This is a genomic window from Oribacterium sp. C9 (genome assembly GCF_002007235.1).
Lineage (GTDB): Bacteria > Bacillota > Clostridia > Lachnospirales > Lachnospiraceae > Oribacterium.
Map to the genome: position 1 here is coordinate 1 of NZ_MUHW01000034.1, position 23,709 is coordinate 23,709.

Below are 23,709 nucleotides of genomic sequence, written 5' to 3' on the forward strand. Positions count from 1 at the left end.
GATATAATCGCATTTGTTGGCGGAAAGTTTGGATTTTATTTAAGTTTGGATTTCGTAGTTTATGCGGATGGACACGATCTGTCAGCATGGCACCATCCCCATATTTTTTAAGCATATCCTGAATGCTTCTTACTGAAAGTCTGTTTTTCTTTAAAGATATGAAGAGCGCCTCCTCTTTAGCACCGTTCACAAGCAAAGGACGCTCGTTCTTGATATAATCACGCATAGTGTTACGTATTTTCTCATTCATGTAGAGAATTGCTTCTTTTCCGCCTTTTCTTACGACCTTTATGGTATTATCTTCGAAATTCACATCACTTAAATCAAGTCCTGCACATTCAGAAACTCTGATACTAAGGTTCAACAGCAGAATAACAATAGCAAGATCTCTTTTGGCTGTGTTACCGGATCTTGCAACGCTACGTTTTGTGGCCAGTTTTGTTTCTTCGACAGCTGTTATAAGCCTCTTAGCTTCATCAATATCCAGTCGTTTTATATCGTTTTCTGTATATTTTCGGTTTTTATCCGCTTTGATTGTAGGATCTTCAGGAATAAATCCCTTATCAGCCATATATCCAAAAAAATTACGGAGGGTGGCCATTTTCCTTGCCATAGTACGATTACTGACCATATGCCCGGAACCACCTTCATTCATTACCATAAATTTTTGGAATTCATTTATGTCTTCAGCATTTAATGCACTTAGGACTTCCAGAGGAATCTCCTTTATCTCTATAGATTTACATCTTGGATTACGTGCTTTTAAAAAATCAAAGAATAACTTCACATCTTTGGCATATGCAACTGCTGTATTTATCTGATATTTCAATACACATGAATCTAAATATGATGCTATGCATTTTGGAAGCAGCCGTTTTATTTCCTCAATACTTAGGAGCTTTTCCTTCTTTGAATTCATATAGTATCTGGAATCTTTACCCATTTTGGGACCTCCAAATGAAATATAATGTACATTTACATTATACCACATAAAATAGATATTTTACGCGATATAAATATGCGGTTACACCAGCGATGTTTCATTTGCTTTTTCCACTGCTCTCATGTTTTCCCAATAAAAATAGTGACAGCATTGAACTGCTATCACCATTTTTACGAGATTTATGATATCTAGTCCTCAATCTTTTCAAGAGTGAACTCGTTTTCGAAGTACTCATCTGTGCACTGAAGGGTAAGGACTCCATCCATCATGGATACCTTAAATGTGCTGTCTCTAAGCTTCTTGTTTTCGAAGTCGATCTTCATCTCATTTTCTTCAAGGGTGTACTTGAAGCTGTATCTGTTCTTTGGAAGGATCAGCGCTCCTGTGCCGTCAGCCTTGAAGCTGTAGGTGGTTATATCGTCGATGGTCCATGTTCCTGCAATGTCTTCCATGGTGAGATACTCTTTTTCCTTCACCTTCTGCTTTGCAGCTGCAGCTGTTGTCTCAGGCAATGTCTCCACCGGCTTTGTCTCTTCAGGCAGACTCTCCTCGGGAAGTGACTCCTCCGGTTCTGTTTCGCTTTCCTTTACTTCTTCTGCCTCTGTTGTTTTGTCCTCGGTTTCTCCTTCGACAACTTCATCTTCATCGGATTTTTCCACCGGGTTCTCAGACTCATCAGATACCTGTCCTTCTTCTATGTTTGAATCTGCATCTGCTTTATCTGAATCGGAATTTACATTTTCGGAATCTGTATCCTTCTTGTCACCGGAAGTATCGTCATTTTCATCCTCTGATTTATCGTTTTCGGATGAATCACCGGATGTGTCATCATTGTTTCCTGATGAATCGCCTGCCCCACCGGCACCATTTCCGCCTGCTGTGTCCTGGCTGTTTCCGCTTACATCATCCGAGTTGCCTGATCCGCCTTCGTTATTTCCGGAAGCATTGTCACCGTCTGCAGAATCACCGGACTTTCCGCTGCCCGAGTCATTATTGCCGCTTCCACCGCCTTCGGTATTTCCGGCATCATCATTTTTTGCGCCTGCTCCGTCATTTGTGTCTGACGAATCATTTTTATCTCCTGAATCGGAAGTATTTCCTTCACTCACCACATCATTTGCCGGATTCTCAGTGGCCCCGACATTCTTTACCATGGTGGTCATGAGGCATCCCGCCATGACCAGAATTCCTACTCCCTTCAATAATTTTTTCTTCATATGGATAGACCTTTCTTTATAACGTAAACACTTAGTCTTTTCTATTACACTGATTTATGGTAACCGGTCATGCTCCAATAGTCCAAGCTGACCGGCTACTGACTAAATCTTCTTTTCAAGTGCCGTTTGCAGTAGTTCCTGTCTGTGCAGAACTTTCAGGAGTTGTTCCTACTCCGTTCCATGCTCCGTCTGCGCCTACTATGTGTCCGTCAGGTGTGACAGCACCACGGTACATCACGCCCTGATATGCACCTGCTGTTGGTTCAAAGTAGTACCACTTTTCACCTATCTGATGCCATCCTGTTGCCATTCTTCCACGCCATCCGTCCATATCGGGAACGAAGTAATAGGTCGCACCGTTGTAATTTAACCAGTCGGTCTGCATGGTGCTGTTGCCATCGAAAAAGTACCAGTATGTATGTCCGTTGTATTCAAGATTCAGCCATTCATTTTTTGCAAGTGTTCCGTCTGACTTTGTATAGCTCCAATTATTAGACATGCTTCCCCAGTTTCCGCCTCTGTCACTTACAGGCATACCTGAATCCGGCTGATGTCCGGCTGAAGGACCACCAAAAGCATTTCCATTCACATCCAGACTCTGGGTGCTGAAGCTTCCTGACTTACCTCTTGATCCACCGCCGCTGCTTCCGCTGTCGCTGCTGTCATTGTCGCTGTCATTTGAATAGCTTCTGGTCTTCTTTGGTATGGTCTCTTCCTTTGTTTCACCGCATACTGAACATGTATATGTCTTTATTCCGGTCTCATCATAAGTGGCTTCCTTTGTTACCACACCACTGTCCCATTTATGACCTGTGGCTTTTTTAGTTATTTCAGCTTTTTCTGTTACACTAAGCTGATGGTGTCCGCTTCTATCCTCGAACCATGCACCACATTCAGGGCACTCATAATGTTCATCATAGCCATCTTCTGTACATGTAGGCTCTTTTGCTTCAACCAGCTTAAAAGTATGGGTATGAGCTGACGTGCTTTCTTTGATGGTTACTGAAACAACTCCGGGAGCACTGTCTATGTGATCACCATCACCTTTTGCCTTGTACCATACATAATAGGTTCCCACGTTGGCGGCTGTAGGGATGGATGTGTCCCAGCCAGCGGTCGGGGCCTTGGTTGTATTATCGCCAATGGTGTACTGCATTGTGCCGCCAGACGCTTCTCCCGCCGTCACAAGTTCCTGTGCAGAACCGGTATAAGTCAGGCTCTTTGCTGTTGGAGCTTTGGTAACCGTTGCAGCCGGCTTCGCTGTGAAGGTATAAGTGAATGTCTTCGCTTCATTGATGGTCGCATTAGCCGGGTCTGTATCCCACGATCCGCCCGTATATCCTTCAGATGCTTTCATGCCTGTAGGTACGCTGGCAGGCTGCGATCCATCTTGAACGGTCTCTGTCTTATCTGCCGAGCTGCCATTCGACCATGTGCCGCCCACTACCTTGTAGGTCACGGTGTAAGAGATCGTTCCCGTGACGGCCCGGCCTGCATTGCCGTCGCTACCGTCTTCGGCTTCGATGCTGTCGCCGCCGAAGCCGCCTGAGCCCCCAGTCACTGTTATTGAACCACTGTTAACAGTTACGTTGCCAGATACACCGCAGCCGCCGTCGCCGCCGTCGCCGCCGTGGCCTTGCTCGCTTTCGCCGCCTCTGCGGCCTGAGCCCCCAGTCACTGTTATTAAACCACTGTTAACAGTTACGTTGCCAGATACACCGTCGCCGCCGTCGCCGTCGTCCCCACCATCATTGCCGTCGCTGCCATAGACGATCAGCCTACCTCCGCCCGTGACGGTCAGAGTATTATTGCCACTAATGCCTTCTTTGACAGTCAGCGTCACGCCATTATTAATCGTCAGCGTGATGTTGTCATTGACAGTGACACCACCGTTGATTGTTCTGGTGGAATCAATAGTCGTATTTGTGCCCCACGTCTCGGAAGCATACACCGTCAGGCTCATCCCCGGCATCAGCCCCAGCACCATCACAAGGCTGAGCAGGATGCTCAAAAGTCGTTTCTTTGTTTTCATAAGCTGTTATCTCCTTTTTTCTTATTTCACGGCTGTTATGGCCGCCGCTGACCATGATGTACACACAAAAAACCGCCGAACCTGACAGGGTATACTTACCCCGTCAGAATCCGACGGTCATCCATCACGAATATAGTATTCTGTTTTAGAGCAAGACAAAAAGGCGCAGTTTACCTTACTGTGCTGTGCTGTGAAAGCGTAAACCTACCCCTCATCAAATGTCAATTCCTTTCTGAGAAAACATCCCCAAACTGTAAAAAGAACTTCCCGGTTCTTTCCCTATAGGAATTAACATCGGCTATTGTTTTTCTGTTTATAAAGCTTTTTCAGAAAAACAATATATTCTTTATATTCATAGTATTGTCATTTATCCTGCCTGTCTGATAACTTCCTGCTTTTCACCCTTAAGCTCAATAGTTCCAGCGATATCCCGGAAAAACAGGATCTAGTCTGAATATTTCAAAACCATCGTCAGTTCTGCTCATAGCAATGAAATATTCAGGTATGATCAGTTCTTTCCAGCCATCACCGACTTTGACACCCCCGGGTTTCTTTGATAGATAGATATACTGTTTCCAGAGCTGTTCGAACATATCTTCAATGATATACATACTTGCTAACAGATTATTTATCCCGGAATAATCTTCATCCAATTCGTATACTTTCACATCTTCTAAACGAATGCCATTAAAAACATTACGTACACAATGATTTTCAATACTGCCAGGACATAGAAACCAGTACATAGAAAGTATTATATTACTATCATTTGAATCCTTTAGTGACCATATAAAGCTGTATTTGAGTCTTGGATCATCCTCTTCGCAGATGACATCATTAAAGCCTACAAGCCTTTCTTTATAGTCCAGCCTCCTTTCCTCCCTGGTAAAGTTCATGCATTTACAGTAAAGATAGTACTCAATAATATTATATTTCGTTATCATTGACTTAGTTTGATGCCACTCGTCATTATCATAATCTGCTGTTTCATACCGGTTAAACAATCTTATGGCTCCGGGCAGTTCCTCATCATTCAGAAGCCCCTCAAACAGCTCTTCATAGCTTTTGTAGTGATTTTTCAAAACCTTGTGCCAGTCATACTTCTTTTCTACGACAAAATCATAAGGGCAATGTAGTTCCTGCTTTATATTTTCATAGGGATAATCACCCATGGACACATAATGGATCAGCTTTGTATATTTGCCATGAAGCCAGTTGGTGTGGAAGGGTTCACCTTCCGTATGCCTAAGACATGGATGAACAAGGTTTCTGGCATTTTTTATTGCCAAAGAACAGGAATTATATTCTATTACTGCTAAATTATCTTTTATACATCCTGATAATTCGTCGCATACGAGTTCAACCCCATGAATCTCACATTTTTTTGCGTTTACCAGCTGGTGAAAATATGAGTGATATCCATTTTTAATACATTCGGGGCAATAGTACAGCTTCGGATCAATGATCTGTTGACCATTATGCATGTAATATAAATCTTGCATCTCTGGCATATACCAGTTGGGAAGAAGCAGCTCCAAATATGGTTTTTTAATTCTTATTAAATAATCATGATCTGATGTAATCTGGAGATTCTTATAAATCTGCCTGAGCTTTTTTTCTGCTGTTTTACCATCAAGCGAATTTACCCTGCAAAAGTTAAGCATTACCCCAAACAGTGACTCATAGGGCCTTACCCATTCCCTTTTCCAGATATAAGGCTTATGTCCCCGATTGTCAGCCGGCATTCTTCCTACTGTATTCATCATCTGATTCTCCATATCCACTCATCTCAATACATTCCGTCAATTCCTCCGCCCCCGGAAAGGCCACAGCCTTACTGCCATAGATTCCATAAAGATTAAGACATATAATGAACGAATCTATGAAATACTTCATCGGGATGTCGGCTGATGCTATTCCATGATTACCACGTATTTTCATAAATGCTTCATAGTATGCAGCGGAAAGATCATAGAAACTCTTTCCGTAAGCGTTCGGAAAATAAAAATCAAGAAGGGACTTGTCCAGCTTCTTATAACCATCCGTGACCATCTTAAGCTTGTCCATGGAAGCCAGACAGAAACTGAGCTCTTTCTCAGAATTTATACCGCTGTATCTTATCTCATTTATCATGAACCTTCCTATGATCTGGTCTTTTCCACGCTGTTTGAAAGAAATCTTAAGATCCTTTAGTTCTCTTGTGCCAAACATAAAGGCATATAACTGAATATCAAGAGCTATAAGGTTGTTATAAAGATCCATTAGCCAGGCAAAGTCTTTTTCATAAAACTTCCATGCCTCATCAATAAGCAGGACTACTCTTCTGAATGGTGTTTCACAAGCCATTACGATAAGGGTATTGATCACACGCTCTTTGATAAATAACGCAGTAGTACTTTTGGGACATTCATACCCCATCGCCATCAAAAGCGTGGAATAGAAATTCTTTTCAGTCTCAGCATGGTCTGTAAGGTTCCATATGATCACAGGGAGATTTCCATATTCATCAGAAGTCAACGTTTTTGCTATATGATAAAGACACCGGGTCTTTCCGATACGCGGCCTTCCATAAATGATTCCCCCACAAGCCCCTAGTGTGATCCAGGTCTTAATTTTTACTTCAGTATCAAGTATCCCCTTTGTCGGGATCACAAAAAATGGTGATGTAAGGTACCTGATGGTCATTTCTGACATCATCTGCTCTGTAATAAGTTCATTCTTTTTCATTTTGTCAGCTCCTCTCTTCAAACAGTACTTGGTATAGTTCTTCTGCCGAGAGATTCCTGATATCATCTGCAGAAGGTAATTTCTCAGACTTGTTTCGGTTTGTGAGAGGAATAATGTTGTCATCCTTTTTCCGGCTATGAGCTGTTTCGACAATTTCTGTTTCCCGACGTACAATATCAGAACGGGTAGCTGCTCTCCTGCTCTTTTTACTCTCTTTTTTCAAATGCTCCATATAAGACTCTATAGGAGTATCGAACTCGAGACCCTGCCTTCCTCGTTCACGAGCAAGTTTCAATGCATTTTCCCTGGTCTTTACGGAGTGGGATTTTGTACCGAATTCGCCTCGGGCTGTCAGGGTATCAATGTATTTCCCTTCCATTGAATATGCCTTTAGTGTGGAAATATCTCTCGGATCATAAACTATGCTAATCTTTTGACCTACATACAATTCTGAAGCCGCCAGCAGTCTGCTCCTGTACTCACATCCCAAGAACTGAACATATGGTCGTTTACCCTTCTTCACGTGACCACGAACAGTCCTCTCAGCTACGCGGAGATTCAGACTGTTTATTATCTCCGAAACAGTTTCTTCATCTGAAATGCACGGTGACATTCCTGCCTCATATACCTTTTTGAACATACATTCAATAGGGGAAAGGTTATCAATCCCGCTATGAGGTGTATTGTTGTACTCAGCGATCAGAACATCCATAAGTTCAGTTATCTGGTCATATGTGACATGATATTTGATGGCTGATTTTTCCGGGTCTTTTCTCTTTAGATCTGATATTGATGAACCTGTCGTCATGGGAAGTTTGTGAAAACCATGTATTTCAATGGTCTGAAAGAATCTTTCTATGATACCTCGTGTTTCCGGAGTCGCAACTGAGCCATAATTCACAGTACACTGCAGACCGTCTACCAGCTTCTCAAGCGTGAATGAGAACAGATGTGATTTGGCATTATCAAGCATTATGGAATCAAAAAGAACATATCTGAGATTAGGGAATGCTGTTGAGTAGAAACCTCCGTTTGCAGGATATGATATCTCTGTGATAGAGAGGTCTTTTAATTCTTTCGGAACAATGGCATCTTTTATGGCGTCCATGATATCATACTGATTGTAGTTGAATTCCTGTGATACGGAATATCCAAGGATACATCTTGTTGCCACATCGATCACTGCGATAAGCCAAGCCCGGGTAGCAATCAGTGTGCTCACGGTCCCATCCTCGTTGGGGATTTCAATCGTATATACCATGTCAATAATATGGCCATCGATCTGTACTACCGAAAAAGGATACAGAGGATTGGATGAGTATCTTGTTCCAAGCCCGGTCGATGATAGTTTCTGGGAAGAATCTTTATCCAGACGTTTTATTTGTAATGCAGTGTTCTGTTTTTCCAGATTATGTACATAAGAACAGAGTGATGCATATGCCTTGTTGGCTGTATTAAAGGGATATTCATGTTGCATGACTCCGAGTCGTTTACACTCATTAATGAATTTTAGATGCAGGGTCTTGAAATTCATGTTTTTCTCGAGTGTATATTTTTTATCTCCAAAATAGTTTCCTGCAATAAACTCATGTAATGAGGGGTACTTTTCCAGTAAAAAAGAAAAATCCTTTCCTCTTTTTGTGTTCTTCTTCAACGTAATACTTTTTTCTTTAAGAAGTCCACAGTACCCGGCGACTTTACCGCTTGTGTCCGGCTCTATGCAATCATCAACAAGATGACCGATTCTTGAAGCAAATATACCGGTAGTCTTTTGAATCTGGCTCAGTTTCTCACCATCAATATACATGTCAACTGCCTGTTTCTTAAGGAGATACGTCCCATATGCGGAAACTTCTATGCTTCCGGGGACAGGCTGAGGCCAGGAAAGTCGCTGTTTTTTGAGTTCTGACAGGTTATGTTTTTTGTTAGCCACAGATTATCACCTCCATTTTTCCGTTAATACATTCCGAAGGAATGTTGTGAAGGTTTATGATTCCTCTGTAGTAAAGGTCGGCCAGATAGTCAATTGTCCTCTCACTTTCAAACCAGCCGCTTCCTACAAGCTCTTCTATAGTGATTCTTTTCTTCTCGTGAAGGAATCCTCTGATCATCTGGTCTGCATTGACTGAAGACAATCGGAATCTTCTTGCTCTTGCCGCAAGTACATTCAAATTCCTTATAAAGTACCGGCCTTTATGTATTACCTTTTCATTGCGGAATTCAAATTCAAGTCCGTTCTGAATACACCACTTGGCCTGCATTGCGATTGTTTTATGTGTCTCTTCTGTGGTCGTATATGCTACACCCTGAAAAGCCTCACGCCCATCGGTATATTTGACCCACACATCGAAAAGGATCTTTTCTTCTTTCCCACCAACATATACAGTTGTTTCAAGCGGATATTCACAGTACCACTCGACTTCGGGGTCCATCTCCAGAGTAAGAATGTTTTCATACTCAAGATTTGAAAATACAGCAACCCTCCGGTGGACCTTACTGCTATGGAATATCCAGTAATTATTCCCATAAGCTGAGCTCCGCGCTCGTTCAATTGGTTTTTTGTAACGATACATTTGTTACCTCCTTAGAAATATTTTCATTACTGTTTAATTATTACATATTTTTCCTAGAAAACAGGGGAGGTTCGGCTTTTTACAGCAATAGCTTTAAAAGTTCGGCTTTTTATAGTTTTATCTTTAAAGCTTCGGCTTTTTACAGCTTTTATCTTTAATTTTTAAAGCTAAAAGCTTATTTTTGTAAAATGTACAAAAAAGAAAGCTCGGATTTCCAAGCTTTCTAAGGGGTTGTGATTTTACAGTATTAACTTAAACCGACAAATTTCATGTCGGTTCAGGCTAAAACTGTAAAATCCGTAAAGATAGGGCTGTAAAATGTAAAAAGCCGACGATATTCAAGTTAAAACTGTAAAAAGCCGAACATTTTAAAGCTAAAATTCCTTATTACCTTCTGTCTCACAGCCCGGCTCAACAGCCTCAACCTTTTCGAGATGGTGAGTATGCTTCTCTATCTCCTTCCACTGTGCATAAAGAGTGAGACTGGAATCAAGATTTACCACAGCCTTATCATTATAGGAATCTCCGCTTCCATCCGCCTTGGTGTTCCACTCCTTAAAGGTATATCCGTCTCGTGTAAATGTATTGGTATTTAATGCTGTATCAACACCCTTCTCGACCTTCTGGTCTTCCATAGTGCCGCTTCCGCCGTTTGATTCATATTTTACTAATATTTCTTCACCGATAGTTACAGTAACAACATCAGGTTCACTATCTACATGGGCATCATCACCTACGGCTTTATACCATACATAGTAGGTTCCAGCTTCGGTTGCTGTAGGGATGGTTGTGGTATATCCGGCTGTCGGGGCGGTGGTGGCATTTTCAGTCGTCACCGGAGAATTATAGCAATCCTTATAATTCTTTGCACAGTTCGGGGCGCAAAGGCAAATTCTACATCTTGCTATAGGTTCCGCCTTTAGCAGGCGAACGGAAAATACCAACGAAACCATTTATCCCATGACGGAGCTGAAAATCAGACTTTAATCATGAGATTGTTCAGCTTCAGAGCGTTGACATACGTTATTTCCAATGCGATCTCACGCAGCAGTTTCAGCCCGATGTTGGCGGAAGGATCGTCGCCGGTGTACTGTTCTATGTATTTCCCGGGGTCAAACAAACGACAGTCGTCCCTGACGCGGAGCATCCAGCCACCATCTTTCTTAAGCACCCTTACTTCTACGCTGTGAGGTTTTCCGTCAGAGAAGCCATGTTCGATTACGTTTCCTACGGCTTCTTCCGCAGCAAGGCCCATCAGAAACGATGTTCTTTTTTGGGCGCCGTTCTCAACACAGAATGCGCCGATTTTCTGCGATACCGAAACTGCTTCGGCAATATCTTTTTTCGACAAATGATATTCAAAATCAGCCGTTATGTCTGCGCCAAAGGATTCCGAGAACGGAATAAAAGCTTCAAACCCGTGTCTTTCCTTGTTCTTTATACGGAAAAGCGACAGCATGACCACGCTGGTCAGTCCTTCTCCGAACACATAGCAGAGCCAGACGGTAGGTACACCGAACAGGCCGCCCAAAACCAACGCCATTACGAGCGGACCTACAAAACAGTCGCATATCGTGATGACATAGGCTGTCTTCGTCTGTTCTGATCCCTGACAGTAGCTACGAAAAACAAGATTAATGGCATGGAAAATCATACAGAGTGCGAAAAAACGAAAGCCCGTAACCACCATATCGACAGCCGACGTGCCTCCATTATAGAACATGCTCACAACTGGTCTCGCGAAGATGAGGAAAAGCAACATACATGCGCCGTTTACAGTCGCATTATAGCACATCGCCGTACGCATTAAGCGTATGATACCCACACGATCCTCTTCGCCATTCAGCACACCGGAGACGACCTGCACGCCGGAAGCGAGCGCAGTTCCGGGAACAAGGCAAAGATTACCCACCGTCATGATGACCGCTTGCGCCGCAACGACGGAACCGCCTCCGAGTCCCATCAGATAACGGTTGAGAGTAAAGGTTATCAACAGCCTGCCGAGCTGCGTTATCGCTGTCGGCATTCCGTTTTGACACATCTCGCCGACAATTCTGCCGTCAAAGACAAGCAAAGGACGATCAAAGATAACGTCCTTTTTTGCGAAATGCGGCAGAAGGCAAAGCAGTGCAAGATAATAACTGACAGCCGTTGCCAGTGCCATCCCGAACATTCCGCCATGAAAGACCAGGACATTTAGCAGATCGGCGATAATATCACCCACTGTCATAATGACCACGGCCATCATTAGCCGATTCATCTCGCCGTCCATCTGCATGACCGGCATTAAAAAAGCCACAAAGATGATACCGGGACAGGCTATGCCATATCCGCGTATGTAATCGGCGGCAAGCAGGACAAGCTCCCCCTGTGCGCCCATCAGTCTCGCAGCGAGTGGAGCGAACGCAATAATGATAAAGGCAAGAATTGCTGAAACGGCCAGTGCCGCGCTGAAACAGGCGTAAAAGCTGTGCCGCGTATCTTCGAGTTCACCCTTGCCGATGCTCTTGCCGCACACAACCGATGTTCCTGTGCTCATGATTCCCCCAACGATTGCGACGGCAAGCGACACGGAATTCGTAAAGCCGAAGCTCGCCATCGCATTTTCGCCAAGGAATCTGCCTGTCACCATACCATCAACCACGCTCCCGACAATCCCTGTGAACATGGTCATGATCTGAACTGCAAACATGCTTTTAAATACATTGCTGATTATGTCAGTCTTTCTTATCTCCTTCATCTTATGTTATTCTATCAGCAAGCCAAAGAAGAACTTGCGCTGCCTTTCATTCATAATGATGCGCACAGGCTTGAGCTGATTGGCCGATGCACCTTTGAACACCATCATATCGCGGTAAAGTATCGCCGTCTCCGGCTGGAGCCAGTGCGCAACAGGCTTTTTTAATCTTCCCGTATCGACATAGCCTGCGAATTTGCCATTGGCCTCGCGCATATTTATCCAAACGTTTTATTTGTAATGCAGTGTTCTGTTTTTCCAGATTATGTACATAAGAACAGAGTGATGCATATGCCTTGTTGGCTGTATTAAAGGGATATTCATGTTGCATGACTCCGAGTCGTTTACACTCATTAATGAATTTTAGATGCAGGGTCTTGAAATTCATGTTTTTCTCGAGAGTATATTTTTATCTCCAAAATAATTTCCTGATATAAACTCTTTCAATGATGGATACTTTTCCAGTAAAAGAGAGAAATCCTTTTTCCTTTTTGTGTTATCCTGCAATGTATTACGGGTTTCTTTAAGTAGGCCGCAGTATCCGGTAACTTTACCGGTTGTGTCCGGGTTTAAACAATCATCAACAAGTTGACCGATTCTTGAGGCAAATATACCGGTAGTCTTTTGGATCTGACTCAGTTTCTCACCATCAATATACATGTCAACTGCCTGTTTCTTTAGGAGATATGTCCCATATGCGGAAACTTCTATGCTTCCGGGGACAGGCTGAGGCCAGGATCAAGCGGATATTCACAGTACCACTCGACTTCGGGGTTCATCTCCAGAGTAAGAATGTTTTCATACTCAAGATTTGAAAATACAGCAACCCTCCGGTGGACCTTACTGCTATGGAATATCCAGTAATTATTCCCATAAGCTGAGCTCCGCGCTCGTTCAATTGGTTTTTTGTAACGATACATTTGTTACCTCCTTAGAAAATATTTTTTATTACTGTTTAATTATTGCACATTTTTCCTAGAAAACAGGGGAGGTTCGGCTTTTTACAGCAATAGCTTTAAAAGATCGGCTTTTTACAGTTTTATCTTTAAAGCTTCGACTTTTTACAGTTTTTATCTTTAATTTTTAAAGCTAAGAGCTTATTTTTGTAAAATGTACAAAAAAAGAAAGCTCGGATTTATGAGCTTTCTTGGGGCTTTGTATTTTACAGATTTAACTTAAACTGACATCAATTGTTAGACTTAATGCTCAATTAAGCTTTTACCTTTGCAAACCAAAGCCTTAGTAAAGGATGTAGATATTCTCCACATCCTTTACATGTATATAAAATATAATTCATCTATATAGAGCTTGTTTCACTTTTTGTTTTCTGTATTTATAACAACTGCATATTTAATTATCTTCGCGAAGGGCTGACGCTACATGCCAGTTCCTTTGGACCTGCCACAAAAACTCACGATTCTTTCAACTGACTGTTCTCGATAATACTCATAACATCCAGGGTTTCCTTTGCATATCTATCTGCTTCACCGTAATTCCTACCATCTATGATTCGGGCAAAATCAATAAATTCGCGGGTCATTCTGTGATGAGTCTCTGCCGGAACAAAAGTTTCTACGATAGTTTTCCGGGTCATTGCCCCCGCTGCATCCTTTACCGGATCACCGCTGTCATCCACAGTCACAATGGTAAGATTGGGGGCGACATTGGGCTTTCCATCGATTTTCATATACCCCTTTTCACCCTGAATGGTCACAAAACACGGACTGTCAGAATCTTTTGCACCGGTACAGACAGCTGAGAATCCGTCATACTCCATCACCAGTATTCCGGAAGTGTCCACTCCGTTAAAGCCTATATTCGGATGATAGGAAACCTTTTCAGGTCTTCCGAAAAGTTCTGCGGCATAATGGATGTTGTAGACATTGATATCCCTCAGAGCACCGCTCAGACATGCAGGATCAAAGGCGGGATCAACATCCCCTGCAAGATACCTGTCATACCGGCTTGAATACTGAGAGTAATTGGCCGTCATCATGCGAATCCTGCCGAGTTTAGGCAGTGCCTCCTTCATCTTTCCTATCACATCATTGTGAAGAACCGTGATGGCTTCAAATATAAAACATCCCTTTTGCTTTGCCAGTTCCATGAGTCCTTCGGCCTCGGAATATGTTCCGACAAAAGGCTTTTCAAGTATGACATTTTTCCCATGCTCAAGTGCTTTCCTGGCATATTCATAATGAACCATATTTACAAGTCCGATATATACCGTATCCACGTCACTCTCATCAAGCATCTCATCATAATCCGTGAACATTTTTGGAATACCATACTTCTTTGCAAGCTCTTCTCCCTTTTCACGGCTGTGAGGTCTTGCAAATACAGCTCTTATCTTTATCTCTTCAACCGGCTGCATGGCAAACAATGCATCAGCTACAATCTTACCTGTTCCAACGATTCCTAAATTCATAAAATTTTTCTCCTCAATAATTACAAATTGAATGCAAAACAAAGTGGAAGAAAAAGGTCTTTTGCTTTAGATCATCCAAGCGAAAGACCACTTTTAATAAAATACCTGTTTTTTTATCAAAGATCAACTTTAGGCAATCTATCAAAGCTCTTTTGAAGCTCTTCGTCAGTCGGAATATAATCGCTCATTTCGCCGTCATTGAACTTCTGGTAAGCCACCATATCGAAGTAGCCTGTTCCGGTGAGACCAAAAAGAATTGTCTTTTCTTCGCCGGTTTCTTTGCACATAAGTGCCTCATCTATAGCAGCTTTTATAGCATGGCTGCTCTCCGGTGCCGGAAGTATTCCCTCAATTCTTGCGAACTGCTGTGCTGCGGCAAAAACCGAGGTCTGCTCAACAGAAACAGCTTCCATCAAACCATCATGATAGAGCTGTGACAGAATCGGGCTCATTCCATGGCAACGTAAGAAGGGGAGCCGGCATCTGCTATGAACTGCCTTTGTTTACAGTAACTGTCCTCAAGTGGTTTAACTATTTTATCCGCCAGAAAAAGAGAAATCATGAACAGCACTCCCAATGCTAGGGTTCCGGTAATGATGGTATTGATGAGCAGCGCAGAAATATTAGTCACAATTCAGGCCCATAATTCATCTTAGGTATTCACACACCGGCATTTCCAATCGAAATCCCCTGCTAACTAATATGCCTTACGATAAATCCTGTTAAAATATATCATCTCTGCGATTCCGGTGATGGTCCATGAAAAAATATACAGAAGATATAGCGATGTAACTGTTTTAAAATATGCAAAAACTGTAAATATCCACAAAATCCTGAACACACAGGAGCCAAGGATAACGATGATCGTCGGGATGAGACTTCTACCGAGGCCTCGCGATGCAGCGATAGAACCGTCCATAAATGCAGAAAAACCATAGGACAAAGCCATGATGGAAAGACGATACATACCGGCTTCAACAACTGCCGGATCGGTAGTAAACACTCTTAAAAACGGTACTCCAAAAATGTACAGACTTACACCTATGGCACTTCCGATTACAAAGCTGTAAAACAGAGTTATATGATATATCTTTTTGACCCTTTCCATCTGTCTTGCACCGTAATTCTGCCCGATGAAGCTTGAACCTGCAGTGTAAAATGCGGCCATAACATCATAATCAAGTCCGTCTGCATTTTGCGCAGCTGCCGCACCTGCCACTGTGATGGCATCGAAGGTATTGACTCCGTACTGGACAAAAAGATTGGCAATCTGGAAAATAGCATTAGCGATACCGGAAGTTATACTGATGGGAAGCATTCTCCTTGCAAACTGTTTGTCAAAATGCATGCCTCTGAATCTTAAACCGATTATAGACTTCTCACGAATGATGGAGAATAAAATGCAAAAGGCCGAAAAATACTGCGAGATAACACTTGCAAGAGCAACTCCCACCACATCCAGATTCATAACTATTACAAAGTAAAGGTTCAGCAGTATGTTAATGAAACCTGATATGGTCAGAAACATCAATGGTTTACGTGTGTTTCCCGAGGCGCTGTAGGCGGCGTTTCCGAAGTTGAATATAGACAGCGCAGGAATTCCGAGAAAATAAATCCTTAGATAGTTCATGGCACCCGGAAGCAGAGACTGTTTTGTGCTGAGCAGTGAAAGAACTCTTAACTTTGTGGCTTCACTGAAAATCATTGTCAGTATGCCGATTATCATAAAGAGCATAAATGCGGTAAATACAGCTCGTTTAACCGCTTCCTCTTTTCCTCTGCCTATGGCATAAGCTACAGTTACATTTACTCCGCTTGAAATACCTATAATGAAAGTTGTATAGAGAGTCACCAATGTGGTTGTGGATCCGACGGCTCCCAACGCTATGGGTCCCGCAAATCTTCCAACAACAGCTATATCTGAAATATTGAAAAGAATCTGCAGTAAATTCGAAGCTATCAGCGGCAGACTGAACATCAAAATGCCGCTCCAGAGAGGAACCTGTGTCAGATTTTTAGCTTCATTTGTTTTATTATTCATGTATATATCATCCCTGACCTATTTGTACAAAATCAAAGAGACATTATACTCCGAAAAAACAAAAGAAGCACCACTTAAGTGGTGCCCTTTCATATCATGATTCTCTCTCCTTGGATTTGTGATTATTTTTTCTACATATCTATACACAGAAAATTAAATAGACTGGTCACAGCAAAAAACAAATTTATAAAAATATTTGGTTAACACTTACATTTATTGATGAGGAACATCTACCATTAAATAAACGTTGCCATGCAGAAGCGGCAACGAGATGATGCATCTTCGCTTACATTATCCATAGGATCGCGACGTTATGCGACATATTTCTATATGTAGTAATTTTTCTGTAATAATTCGTTATGTGGATAATATTTTAGTTGTAGGCAAATACTATGTCTTGTTACTATACCTCGGTAAAGCATTAAAGGATTTATGGGGTTATGGGTAGAGAAACTGAAAGAAAATGCGATAGCTGTAGGCATTGTATGAGTGACTATAAAGGCACTTATTGCGGCTGTCCTCAGAATGGTGAATACGGTTTATATTCAATATACGGTTGGTGTGAGCACTATGAGAAAGATGTTCGATTTGGCGGAATTGATACAACAAGTCCTCGCAAAGAATTCTATCTTAACGATATGAGCATCACTTTCAAGGATTCACTGACACATCAGCAGATGAAAGAATTATTTGAAAAGGCGCTGGCGGACATCGGAGTTGTTAACCAGAAAGGCTGTCCAGCTTAATATTTGCAAAGTAGTCGGTTTTATACCGGCTATTTTTGTTTATAAAGAGTTCAGAAATTTACGATAGACAAATTAATTTTCGAGCCTATAATAGTTTGCGTGTGTTTTTAAGCGATTTTATAAGTTTTAATCCTGTATGAGGTATTCTATGATACAGTTCAACGATATTCCATTTTCACCCAAAATGTCCGCAGCTTTATCAGAGCTGAAGATAAACTATGTGTTCCAGTCTATCTTCTACCCTGATGGAGAAACTGTATTTGCAAGAGAAGCTCTTATGAGACCACTCAATATGACCGTCACTGAACTGATAAATGAATATACTCGTAGAAATGAGCTATATACCCTAGAGGTTGCCACTTTGTTTGGTGCTATGAAAGAATTCAGGGCTCGTGGATATTCCGAATTGCCTTCTATAAACTCATTCCCTTGCGAGACCTTTGCTGACGAGGAAATACAAACTTTTGGGGATTATTTCTCCGCAAACCTTCCTCACTTTATTGTTGAGACTTTAGAATATCCTGAATTCGATCCTGTTATTTCCGCTTTGAAACGAAAACATATTTCCTTATGTGATAACTTTCTTGCACTGGATGACTTCGGATCTGGATTAAACACTGAAGAGATTGCCGAATTTATGAAGCCTAATATCATTAAGCTGGATCGCTCTCTTTTGACCGGAGTAGATACTGATGAGGCTAAACAGATGAATTGTAATAAAATCATAGAGGCTTCTCATAAATGTGGAGTTAAGATCGTTGCTGAAGGCATTGAGACTAAGGGCGAGTTCGATTGTATGAAACAGCTCGGTGCTGATTTCTTCCAAGGATACTTCTTGGAGATGCCAGCGTAAATCATATTGTTTTGTCATTCTGTAATATATTATCATCAGGCAACAAGTTACCGGAGTGCATTTCGGACATCTGTTCAGGGCTCAAAGCATTAGACACTACGGAGCTGCTTTTTATTTAAGACTGAGATCTTTTTCTACACAAAAAGCTCCGCCAAAGGTGCACTTTGATATGTACCCCTTGGTGGAGCTTTTTTATTGATAAACATCTTCGTAAATCAATTGTCTCTATGACATCACTAATGAGTATTTGGGGGAATACAAAATAAAAAGTAAAGAATCAAGATTTACGGATGTTCTTATCAACCATATCACCTTAATGAAAATTCAATATTTAATCTTTGAAGTTCTTCCTTGGTTTCACGGATTCTTTTATTCATTTTAAAAAAATATAGTTTTCTAAAACAATTAATCAAAAACCTCATTTTCATATCCTTACTTTCATCAAATCCAAAGACTAACAATAAATGTTGCAACTAAACCACCCAGTGAATTCCTATGACAAAGACTAATTCGATTGACATGACTTTATCTCCCCTTCATTTTTAATGATCACTTTCCAAATCTGTTGCGCATCATTGGCTTTATACCGCCAGCCTCTAAAATCTTCATTGCCTGATCGCCTAACCGTTCACACTGAAGCACTTCTCCTGTCTCCTCTATTGTGACAGTACCAGCTTCTATATCCAGAGTAAGCGTCTGTCCTTCTTTTACTTTGTCCTTTATTCCTTTACAGATAATTGGAAGTAAGCCCAGATTTATGGAATTCCTAAAGAAGATTCTTGCAAAAGAGTCTGCTAAAACTGCTGATGCCCCCATATTTAATAATGAAATTGGTGCGTGCTCTCTGCTTGAGCCACAGCCGAAATTCCTGCCGGCAACAACAATTCCTCCCTGAGGGAAATTAGGTGCAATAGCTTCATCAACTCCACAAAGACAATGGCTTCCGATTTCTTTGGGATCTGTGATGGCCAAAAATCTGCCCGGATAAATCTGATCTGTGTCAATATTGTCTCCGACAATTATGATCTTTCCTGTTACTTTAGTTTCCATCTTTCGTGCTCCTCCTTACAGATATGGTCTTGGATCGGTGATAGTGCCGTTTATCATACTGGCTGCGACCGTAGCCGGACTTGCCAGATACATCAATGCTTCGGTAGAACCCATTCTTCCTGGGAAATTTCTGTTGGTACTTGTAATACATACCTCCCCCGGAGCAAGTATTCCTTCATGAGCACCTAAGCAGGCACCGCATCCCGGTGTTGTAATAGTAGCGCCAGATTCCATAAGATCCTGAATGTATCCCTTTTGCATGCATCTCATCATTACTTCCCGTGAAGCCGGTACAATTACAAGTCTTGTATATTCTGGAATGTGATGCCCTTTTAGAATCTTTGCCGCGACCTCTATGTCCTCAAATCTTCCACCTGTACAGCTTCCTATGTATCCCTGATTAAGTCTTACCTCCCCGTCAGCAACAACGCTCGAAAGTGTGTGGACATTTTCCACGCTGCTTGGGCATGCAAGTTCTGGCTCCATTTCAGAGACATTAAAAACATAGCTTTCTGCATATTTATAATCAGGATCTGTATACTGCACCTCATAATCACGAACCGCTCTCTTGCTGACGTAATCAAGAACATCCTGATTTGGCTGCATATATGCTGTCTTTGCTCCCATTTCTACTGCCATATTACAAATTGTCATTCTTCCCGCCACATTAAGTTCTTCTACATAACTGCCCGTAAAATCAATAGCCTTATATACAGCACCATCAGCTCTTATCTTTCCGAGTACGGCAAGTATCACATCCTTAGGAAATACCCCTTTTGGTGCTTTGCCTTCAAGTCTCACTTCAATAATTTCCGGAACACGGAACCATAACTCTCCGGTCATTAATATGGTCGCCATATCTGTGGCACCGCATCCAGTTCCCATAGCACCAAACGCACCATGAGTTGTCGTGTGACTGTCGGTAGCTACGACTATCATCCCAGGATAAATCACTCCAGCTTCAGGCATGACCTGATGGCAAACTCCACAGTTGGTATCAAAATGGAATTTTAAACCGTTCTTTTGAGCGAACTCACGCATCTCTTTATGATTGGCTGCGCTTTTTATATCAGGTGTTGGCGCATAGTGATCAAACACAAACGCACAACGTTCTTTGTCCCAAACTTTTTCGCCTCCCATTTCATAAAATGAATAAACTGTTTGTAAATACAGATCATTAATCTCTGCAAAATCCACTTTCGCAGTAACTATTTCACCCATCTTGACTTCTTTTCTCCCGCTGTTCTTAGCCAGGATTTTTTCAATAGCATGCATTATTTGCTCCTTTCAGACTATCCAAACTAGTGCAGTGATTCATATTTAATATCGTATATCGTATACGATATTCAGTTATGGATGTAATGTATCATTCAATGCAATTCTTTGCAAGAGTTTCTCAAAGGTCAAAATTAACAATTTTAATATATGATTTTTATATATTTTTCTTTGTCCATTTTTTTAGTTATAGAAAAAGAAAAGATAATCTAACTATTGTCACACAAAAAAAGAGACCAGAGGGCTATCCTCTGATCTCAAAATATCAATATAATACGTTAGTTAGTTTTCAGAATAATATTTAAGAATATTTTCCATGCTGCGACCAATATGTTGGCTCATCGCCTTTCTGGCATCCTTTGCCTTTCCATCCCGAATATACTCAAGAATATCAATGTGCTCCATAGTGGACTTTTGATAATGTATGATACTCTCTGGGCGTGAATGACCTGTACTTGGCCCATTCCATAGTTCATAAAGATATTGTGTAAGTTTCGAATTATCTGATGCTTTCCATATATTGGTATGTATGGACTGGTTCAATTCGATGTATTCAGAAACATCTATTTCGTCCGGCCTTTGATCTCTCATCTTATAAAGTTCAGTAAGCAACTTTTCTGTTTCCATCCCGTTATTTGCAGCTCTAGCCGCTGCTTCTGATTCCAAAAGGATGCGCATCTCAAAGTTATCCTTGATGAATTTTTCGTCAATTTTGTTAACTACAGCTCCCTTGTTCATCCGAAGTGTGATCAATCCTTCTGAAGCTAAAGTCTGAAAAGCTTCTCTGACCGGTGTCCGGCTTATTCCCAGCTGTTCAGCAACGCCCGTCAAACTTAACTCCTGACCACTTTTATATTCTCCTGAGTATATAGCCTTTTTTAATATTGATGTGATTTTAATTCTTGCCGGCATTAATTCCAAAGATTCCATGAATAAACACCTTTCTGATTGTATACGATATTCAATACAATGCTATTTCATTATCATTTCTTTGTCAATTTAAAAAACACTATTTTTGATTTGTTAAAATATTTCGCGCTGTTTTTTCTGTCAGTATTTTTGCCATCATATTACACTGATAACCGTAGTTATATCATTCTACAATACTCCAGTGATATGCAATTCTTGGAGAGCCATCTCTCACATATATCACACCACATTTAACAAAGCCGTTTTTTTCAAGCTGACCCTGCATTATCTTGTTATCATGGTGTGTATCTATGCGGATATCCGCTGATATTTCTTTGCAGTAATTCATAATTAGTTTTACAATGCCATGCATTTTTCCATCGCTTGCGACCCTGTGAACGGCAATATACGAGTTATCATTCAGCCAAGAACCCTTCTCTATGATATCGTAATCGGGTTCTCCATCTGTAATTATCGCAAATACAGCATGTACTTTATCATTGCCACAAATTACATGACAGCAGCCATTATCTATATCTGTTTTAATTATATCTTCTGTAGGATAACTATGACCCCATTGACTTGCATTACCAGTTTCAGCCATCATGTCTTGGGCATAATGATAAATATCCATTATTGCGTTTAAATCATCAATAGATGCCTTTCGTATTTTCATAAATGATACTCCTTTGAATATGGAGGAAAGCCCTCCTCACATTTTACTACAAATACATTTCTGTTTAAGCTCATGGAAACAAGATGATGTCTTTTGGAGGATACGTTCTGTGAAATATTTGAGATGACATAGCTTCTTAGACATTCAACCTTAAGGTCAGGGTCTGTGAGGTCGAGCTTCTTCCCATTGTCTCTGGTGATCATGCGGATGGAATCCTCTCTCAGCTGAAGTATACATTCTCCCTGTAACGTTTTTTCCGGATTCTGTTCATGGATGTACATAAACAGTTCCTCGAACAGAAGTCTGGTACGATTTATGGTAAAACTGTCGCAAGAACAGGTTTTCAGATCGTTTTCAATTCTGTCCCGGATCTCGATTATGTATTCCGGCTCAATGATCATGTCATACAGAAGAACATTGCCCTCTTTACTCAGGCGCCCCAGGAACAGCGGCGCATCCTCCTTGTACCTAAGCTGAAGATATGCCATAGTCATGAACCACGCCAGAACCGGTCCCAGCAGCATGCCTGCGAATACACCGTAAACCCCAAAAAGAATCCCACATACAACAATCACCGGAATGGCAAGAAGTACATCTCTCAGAGCGGTTACGAAAAGCCCCAGATATATCCTCTCAATCAATTTATAATAAGAAGTCAGGAGATATATAAGACTTACAAAAACCGAAGCGAATGCTGTGATCCTGAGTTCAGATTTTGCCAGCAGAACTATATAAGGGTCTTTAATGCCCAGAACTTCCGGAATAAATGAAGCCGAAATAAATAGAATTATCGTGACCACTACACCTTCAAGAATCGAAGTCTTTTCTGCCAATGTATAGATCCGCTTCACTCCCGGAGTACACAATTCACCTATATAAATGCTGATTATCGGAGAGATCGCCTCACCGATTCCGTCAAATATCATCTCTAGTTCTCTTCCAAACAAAAATACAGACACGAGTATCAGGTATTTCGGACCGAAATATGTTCCCAGAAAAACATTCAGTAAAGCTGCACTGACAGAAATAAACAGGTTTGAGCTTGCATCAATAATACTGTACCGCAGTGTTTTAGCCATTAATACACCTGAAAAGTGCATGATCGGATGAAGAGTTGAGTTCGCTTTAAAATAATGTGTAAAAAGAATCAACAAAGATATCAGCATAAATATAAATGACGAAAAACCGATTCCGCTGATTCCAAAATAATGACTCAAAATGGTTGAAAGGATGACGTGTCCTACTCCCTCTACGGTACATGCAAGACTTGATAGCCTTTCATCACCATCGAAAAATACCATCTCAATAATCAAAAACTGAGCAGGAATAAACAGCATGGGAAATCGCATCCAGAATAAATATAAAGTCGCTTCATGAAGAACTGCAGGGATAGGATGACTGCTATTGAGGTAGGTCACTCCGAACAGAGATGTCATAACGAAAATTAGGTTATTCGTCAAAAATAGTGGGTAACCATTGATTCTTTTTCGGAAGTTTAGTTG

Annotated in this window: 22 protein-coding genes and 1 pseudogene; 2 read left to right on the top strand and 21 right to left on the bottom strand. The window is 41.4% G+C overall.

The window, feature by feature from the left end; genetic code table 11:
• From BXO88_RS15135 to BXO88_RS15205, 16 genes and pseudogenes are all read right to left on the bottom strand, one after another.
• Positions 1-943 (bottom strand): tyrosine-type recombinase/integrase (locus BXO88_RS15135; protein WP_078038565.1); only part of this gene is annotated, 943 nt, incomplete at its 3' end.
• Positions 944-1,131: 188 nt separating this feature from the next.
• A complete protein-coding gene (locus BXO88_RS15140) occupies positions 1,132-2,160 on the bottom strand; it encodes a DUF5640 domain-containing protein (protein WP_078038566.1) in 1,029 nt (342 codons plus the stop codon).
• Between the two features lie 115 nt (positions 2,161-2,275).
• Positions 2,276-4,192 carry a hypothetical protein gene (locus BXO88_RS15145; RefSeq protein ID WP_078038567.1) on the bottom strand — a complete coding sequence of 639 codons (1,917 nt, stop codon included), beginning with the start codon at positions 4,190-4,192 and terminating at the stop codon, positions 2,276-2,278.
• A 410-nt stretch (positions 4,193-4,602) separates the two neighbouring features.
• Positions 4,603-5,958 carry a hypothetical protein gene (locus tag BXO88_RS15150; protein WP_078038568.1) on the bottom strand — a complete coding sequence of 452 codons (1,356 nt, stop codon included), beginning with the start codon at positions 5,956-5,958 and terminating at the stop codon, positions 4,603-4,605.
• Entirely contained in the window at positions 5,927-6,919 is a 993-nt protein-coding gene (locus BXO88_RS15155; protein ID WP_168171741.1) for an ATP-binding protein, read from the bottom strand. The genes BXO88_RS15150 and BXO88_RS15155 overlap by 32 nt, the downstream gene beginning before the upstream one ends.
• A gap of 4 nt (positions 6,920-6,923) precedes the next feature.
• The gene (locus BXO88_RS15160; protein ID WP_078038570.1) at positions 6,924-8,852 is read right to left on the bottom strand and encodes a Mu transposase C-terminal domain-containing protein; all 1,929 of its coding nucleotides are present in this window, start codon (positions 8,850-8,852) and stop codon (positions 6,924-6,926) included.
• Positions 8,845-9,492, bottom strand: a complete 648-nt coding sequence (locus tag BXO88_RS15165) for a hypothetical protein (protein WP_078038571.1) — start codon at positions 9,490-9,492, stop codon at positions 8,845-8,847. The genes BXO88_RS15160 and BXO88_RS15165 overlap by 8 nt, the downstream gene beginning before the upstream one ends.
• A 374-nt stretch (positions 9,493-9,866) precedes the next feature.
• A complete protein-coding gene (locus BXO88_RS15170) occupies positions 9,867-10,328 on the bottom strand; it encodes an InlB B-repeat-containing protein (protein ID WP_139355620.1) in 462 nt (153 codons plus the stop codon).
• 140 nt (positions 10,329-10,468) lie between these two features.
• The gene (locus BXO88_RS15175; RefSeq protein ID WP_078038573.1) at positions 10,469-12,232 is read right to left on the bottom strand and encodes an MATE family efflux transporter; all 1,764 of its coding nucleotides are present in this window, start codon (positions 12,230-12,232) and stop codon (positions 10,469-10,471) included.
• A 6-nt stretch (positions 12,233-12,238) separates the two neighbouring features.
• On the bottom strand, positions 12,239-12,445 hold the full coding sequence (locus BXO88_RS15180; protein ID WP_078038574.1) for a hypothetical protein: 207 nt from the start codon (positions 12,443-12,445) through the stop codon (positions 12,239-12,241).
• 168 nt (positions 12,446-12,613) lie between these two features.
• Entirely contained in the window at positions 12,614-12,889 is a 276-nt protein-coding gene (locus tag BXO88_RS15185) for a hypothetical protein (protein WP_078038575.1), read from the bottom strand.
• A gap of 47 nt (positions 12,890-12,936) precedes the next feature.
• Positions 12,937-13,149, bottom strand: coding sequence for a hypothetical protein (locus BXO88_RS15190; protein ID WP_078038576.1), 213 nt, complete (start codon positions 13,147-13,149; stop codon positions 12,937-12,939).
• A 491-nt stretch (positions 13,150-13,640) separates the two neighbouring features.
• Positions 13,641-14,657, bottom strand: a complete 1,017-nt coding sequence (locus BXO88_RS15195) for a Gfo/Idh/MocA family protein (protein WP_078038577.1) — start codon at positions 14,655-14,657, stop codon at positions 13,641-13,643.
• 116 nt (positions 14,658-14,773) lie between these two features.
• Positions 14,774-15,124, bottom strand: a pseudogene (locus BXO88_RS15200) (TrpB-like pyridoxal phosphate-dependent enzyme); the annotation flags it as partial.
• Positions 15,106-15,288: a hypothetical protein gene (locus BXO88_RS16375; protein ID WP_139355621.1), complete on the bottom strand. Its 183-nt coding sequence runs from the start codon at positions 15,286-15,288 to the stop codon at positions 15,106-15,108. The pseudogene BXO88_RS15200 and the gene BXO88_RS16375, both read right to left, overlap by 19 nt.
• A 66-nt stretch (positions 15,289-15,354) precedes the next feature.
• The gene (locus tag BXO88_RS15205; protein ID WP_078038578.1) at positions 15,355-16,698 is read right to left on the bottom strand and encodes an MATE family efflux transporter; all 1,344 of its coding nucleotides are present in this window, start codon (positions 16,696-16,698) and stop codon (positions 15,355-15,357) included.
• Positions 16,699-17,183: 485 nt separating this feature from the next.
• Here BXO88_RS15205 and BXO88_RS15210 point away from each other — a divergent pair, with 485 nt between their 5' ends.
• Positions 17,184-17,444, top strand: a complete 261-nt coding sequence (locus BXO88_RS15210; RefSeq protein ID WP_078038579.1) for a hypothetical protein — start codon at positions 17,184-17,186, stop codon at positions 17,442-17,444.
• A gap of 148 nt (positions 17,445-17,592) precedes the next feature.
• Positions 17,593-18,297: an EAL domain-containing protein gene (locus tag BXO88_RS15215; protein ID WP_168171742.1), complete on the top strand. Its 705-nt coding sequence runs from the start codon at positions 17,593-17,595 to the stop codon at positions 18,295-18,297.
• Between the two features lie 549 nt (positions 18,298-18,846).
• Here BXO88_RS15215 and BXO88_RS15220 read toward each other — a convergent pair.
• The 5 genes from BXO88_RS15220 to BXO88_RS15240 all read right to left on the bottom strand — a co-directional run.
• Complete coding sequence (locus BXO88_RS15220; protein ID WP_078038581.1) at positions 18,847-19,347, bottom strand: LeuD/DmdB family oxidoreductase small subunit; 501 nt, start codon at positions 19,345-19,347, stop codon at positions 18,847-18,849.
• A 15-nt stretch (positions 19,348-19,362) separates the two neighbouring features.
• Complete coding sequence (locus BXO88_RS15225) at positions 19,363-20,622, bottom strand: 3-isopropylmalate dehydratase large subunit (RefSeq protein ID WP_078038582.1); 1,260 nt, start codon at positions 20,620-20,622, stop codon at positions 19,363-19,365.
• Between the two features lie 282 nt (positions 20,623-20,904).
• A complete protein-coding gene (locus BXO88_RS15230; RefSeq protein WP_078038583.1) occupies positions 20,905-21,552 on the bottom strand; it encodes a GntR family transcriptional regulator in 648 nt (215 codons plus the stop codon).
• Positions 21,553-21,715: 163 nt separating this feature from the next.
• Positions 21,716-22,207, bottom strand: coding sequence for an N-acetyltransferase (locus BXO88_RS15235; protein WP_078038584.1), 492 nt, complete (start codon positions 22,205-22,207; stop codon positions 21,716-21,718).
• Positions 22,204-23,709 (bottom strand): hypothetical protein (locus BXO88_RS15240; protein WP_206100003.1); only part of this gene is annotated, 1,506 nt, incomplete at its 5' end. The genes BXO88_RS15240 and BXO88_RS15235, both read right to left, overlap by 4 nt.

Coding starts and splice junctions, on each gene's coding strand:
- BXO88_RS15140 (WP_078038566.1), bottom strand. CDS start 2,160: ATGAAGAAAAAATTATTGAAGGGAGTAGGAATTCTGGTCATGGCGGGA.
- BXO88_RS15155 (WP_168171741.1), bottom strand. CDS start 6,919: ATGAAAAAGAATGAACTTATTACAGAGCAGATGATGTCAGAAATGACC.
- BXO88_RS15235 (WP_078038584.1), bottom strand. CDS start 22,207: ATGAAAATACGAAAGGCATCTATTGATGATTTAAACGCAATAATGGAT.
- BXO88_RS15175 (WP_078038573.1), bottom strand. CDS start 12,232: ATGAAGGAGATAAGAAAGACTGACATAATCAGCAATGTATTTAAAAGC.
- BXO88_RS15185 (WP_078038575.1), bottom strand. CDS start 12,889: ATGTATATTGATGGTGAGAAACTGAGTCAGATCCAAAAGACTACCGGT.
- BXO88_RS15150 (WP_078038568.1), bottom strand. CDS start 5,958: ATGATGAATACAGTAGGAAGAATGCCGGCTGACAATCGGGGACATAAG.
- BXO88_RS15230 (WP_078038583.1), bottom strand. CDS start 21,552: ATGGAATCTTTGGAATTAATGCCGGCAAGAATTAAAATCACATCAATA.
- BXO88_RS15205 (WP_078038578.1), bottom strand. CDS start 16,698: ATGAATAATAAAACAAATGAAGCTAAAAATCTGACACAGGTTCCTCTC.
- BXO88_RS15220 (WP_078038581.1), bottom strand. CDS start 19,347: ATGGAAACTAAAGTAACAGGAAAGATCATAATTGTCGGAGACAATATT.
- BXO88_RS15225 (WP_078038582.1), bottom strand. CDS start 20,622: ATGCATGCTATTGAAAAAATCCTGGCTAAGAACAGCGGGAGAAAAGAA.
- BXO88_RS15145 (WP_078038567.1), bottom strand. CDS start 4,192: ATGAAAACAAAGAAACGACTTTTGAGCATCCTGCTCAGCCTTGTGATG.
- BXO88_RS15215 (WP_168171742.1), top strand. CDS start 17,593: ATGATACAGTTCAACGATATTCCATTTTCACCCAAAATGTCCGCAGCT.
- BXO88_RS15190 (WP_078038576.1), bottom strand. CDS start 13,149: ATGTATCGTTACAAAAAACCAATTGAACGAGCGCGGAGCTCAGCTTAT.
- BXO88_RS15165 (WP_078038571.1), bottom strand. CDS start 9,492: ATGTATCGTTACAAAAAACCAATTGAACGAGCGCGGAGCTCAGCTTAT.
- BXO88_RS15210 (WP_078038579.1), top strand. CDS start 17,184: ATGAGTGACTATAAAGGCACTTATTGCGGCTGTCCTCAGAATGGTGAA.
- BXO88_RS15180 (WP_078038574.1), bottom strand. CDS start 12,445: ATGCGCGAGGCCAATGGCAAATTCGCAGGCTATGTCGATACGGGAAGA.
- BXO88_RS15195 (WP_078038577.1), bottom strand. CDS start 14,657: ATGAATTTAGGAATCGTTGGAACAGGTAAGATTGTAGCTGATGCATTG.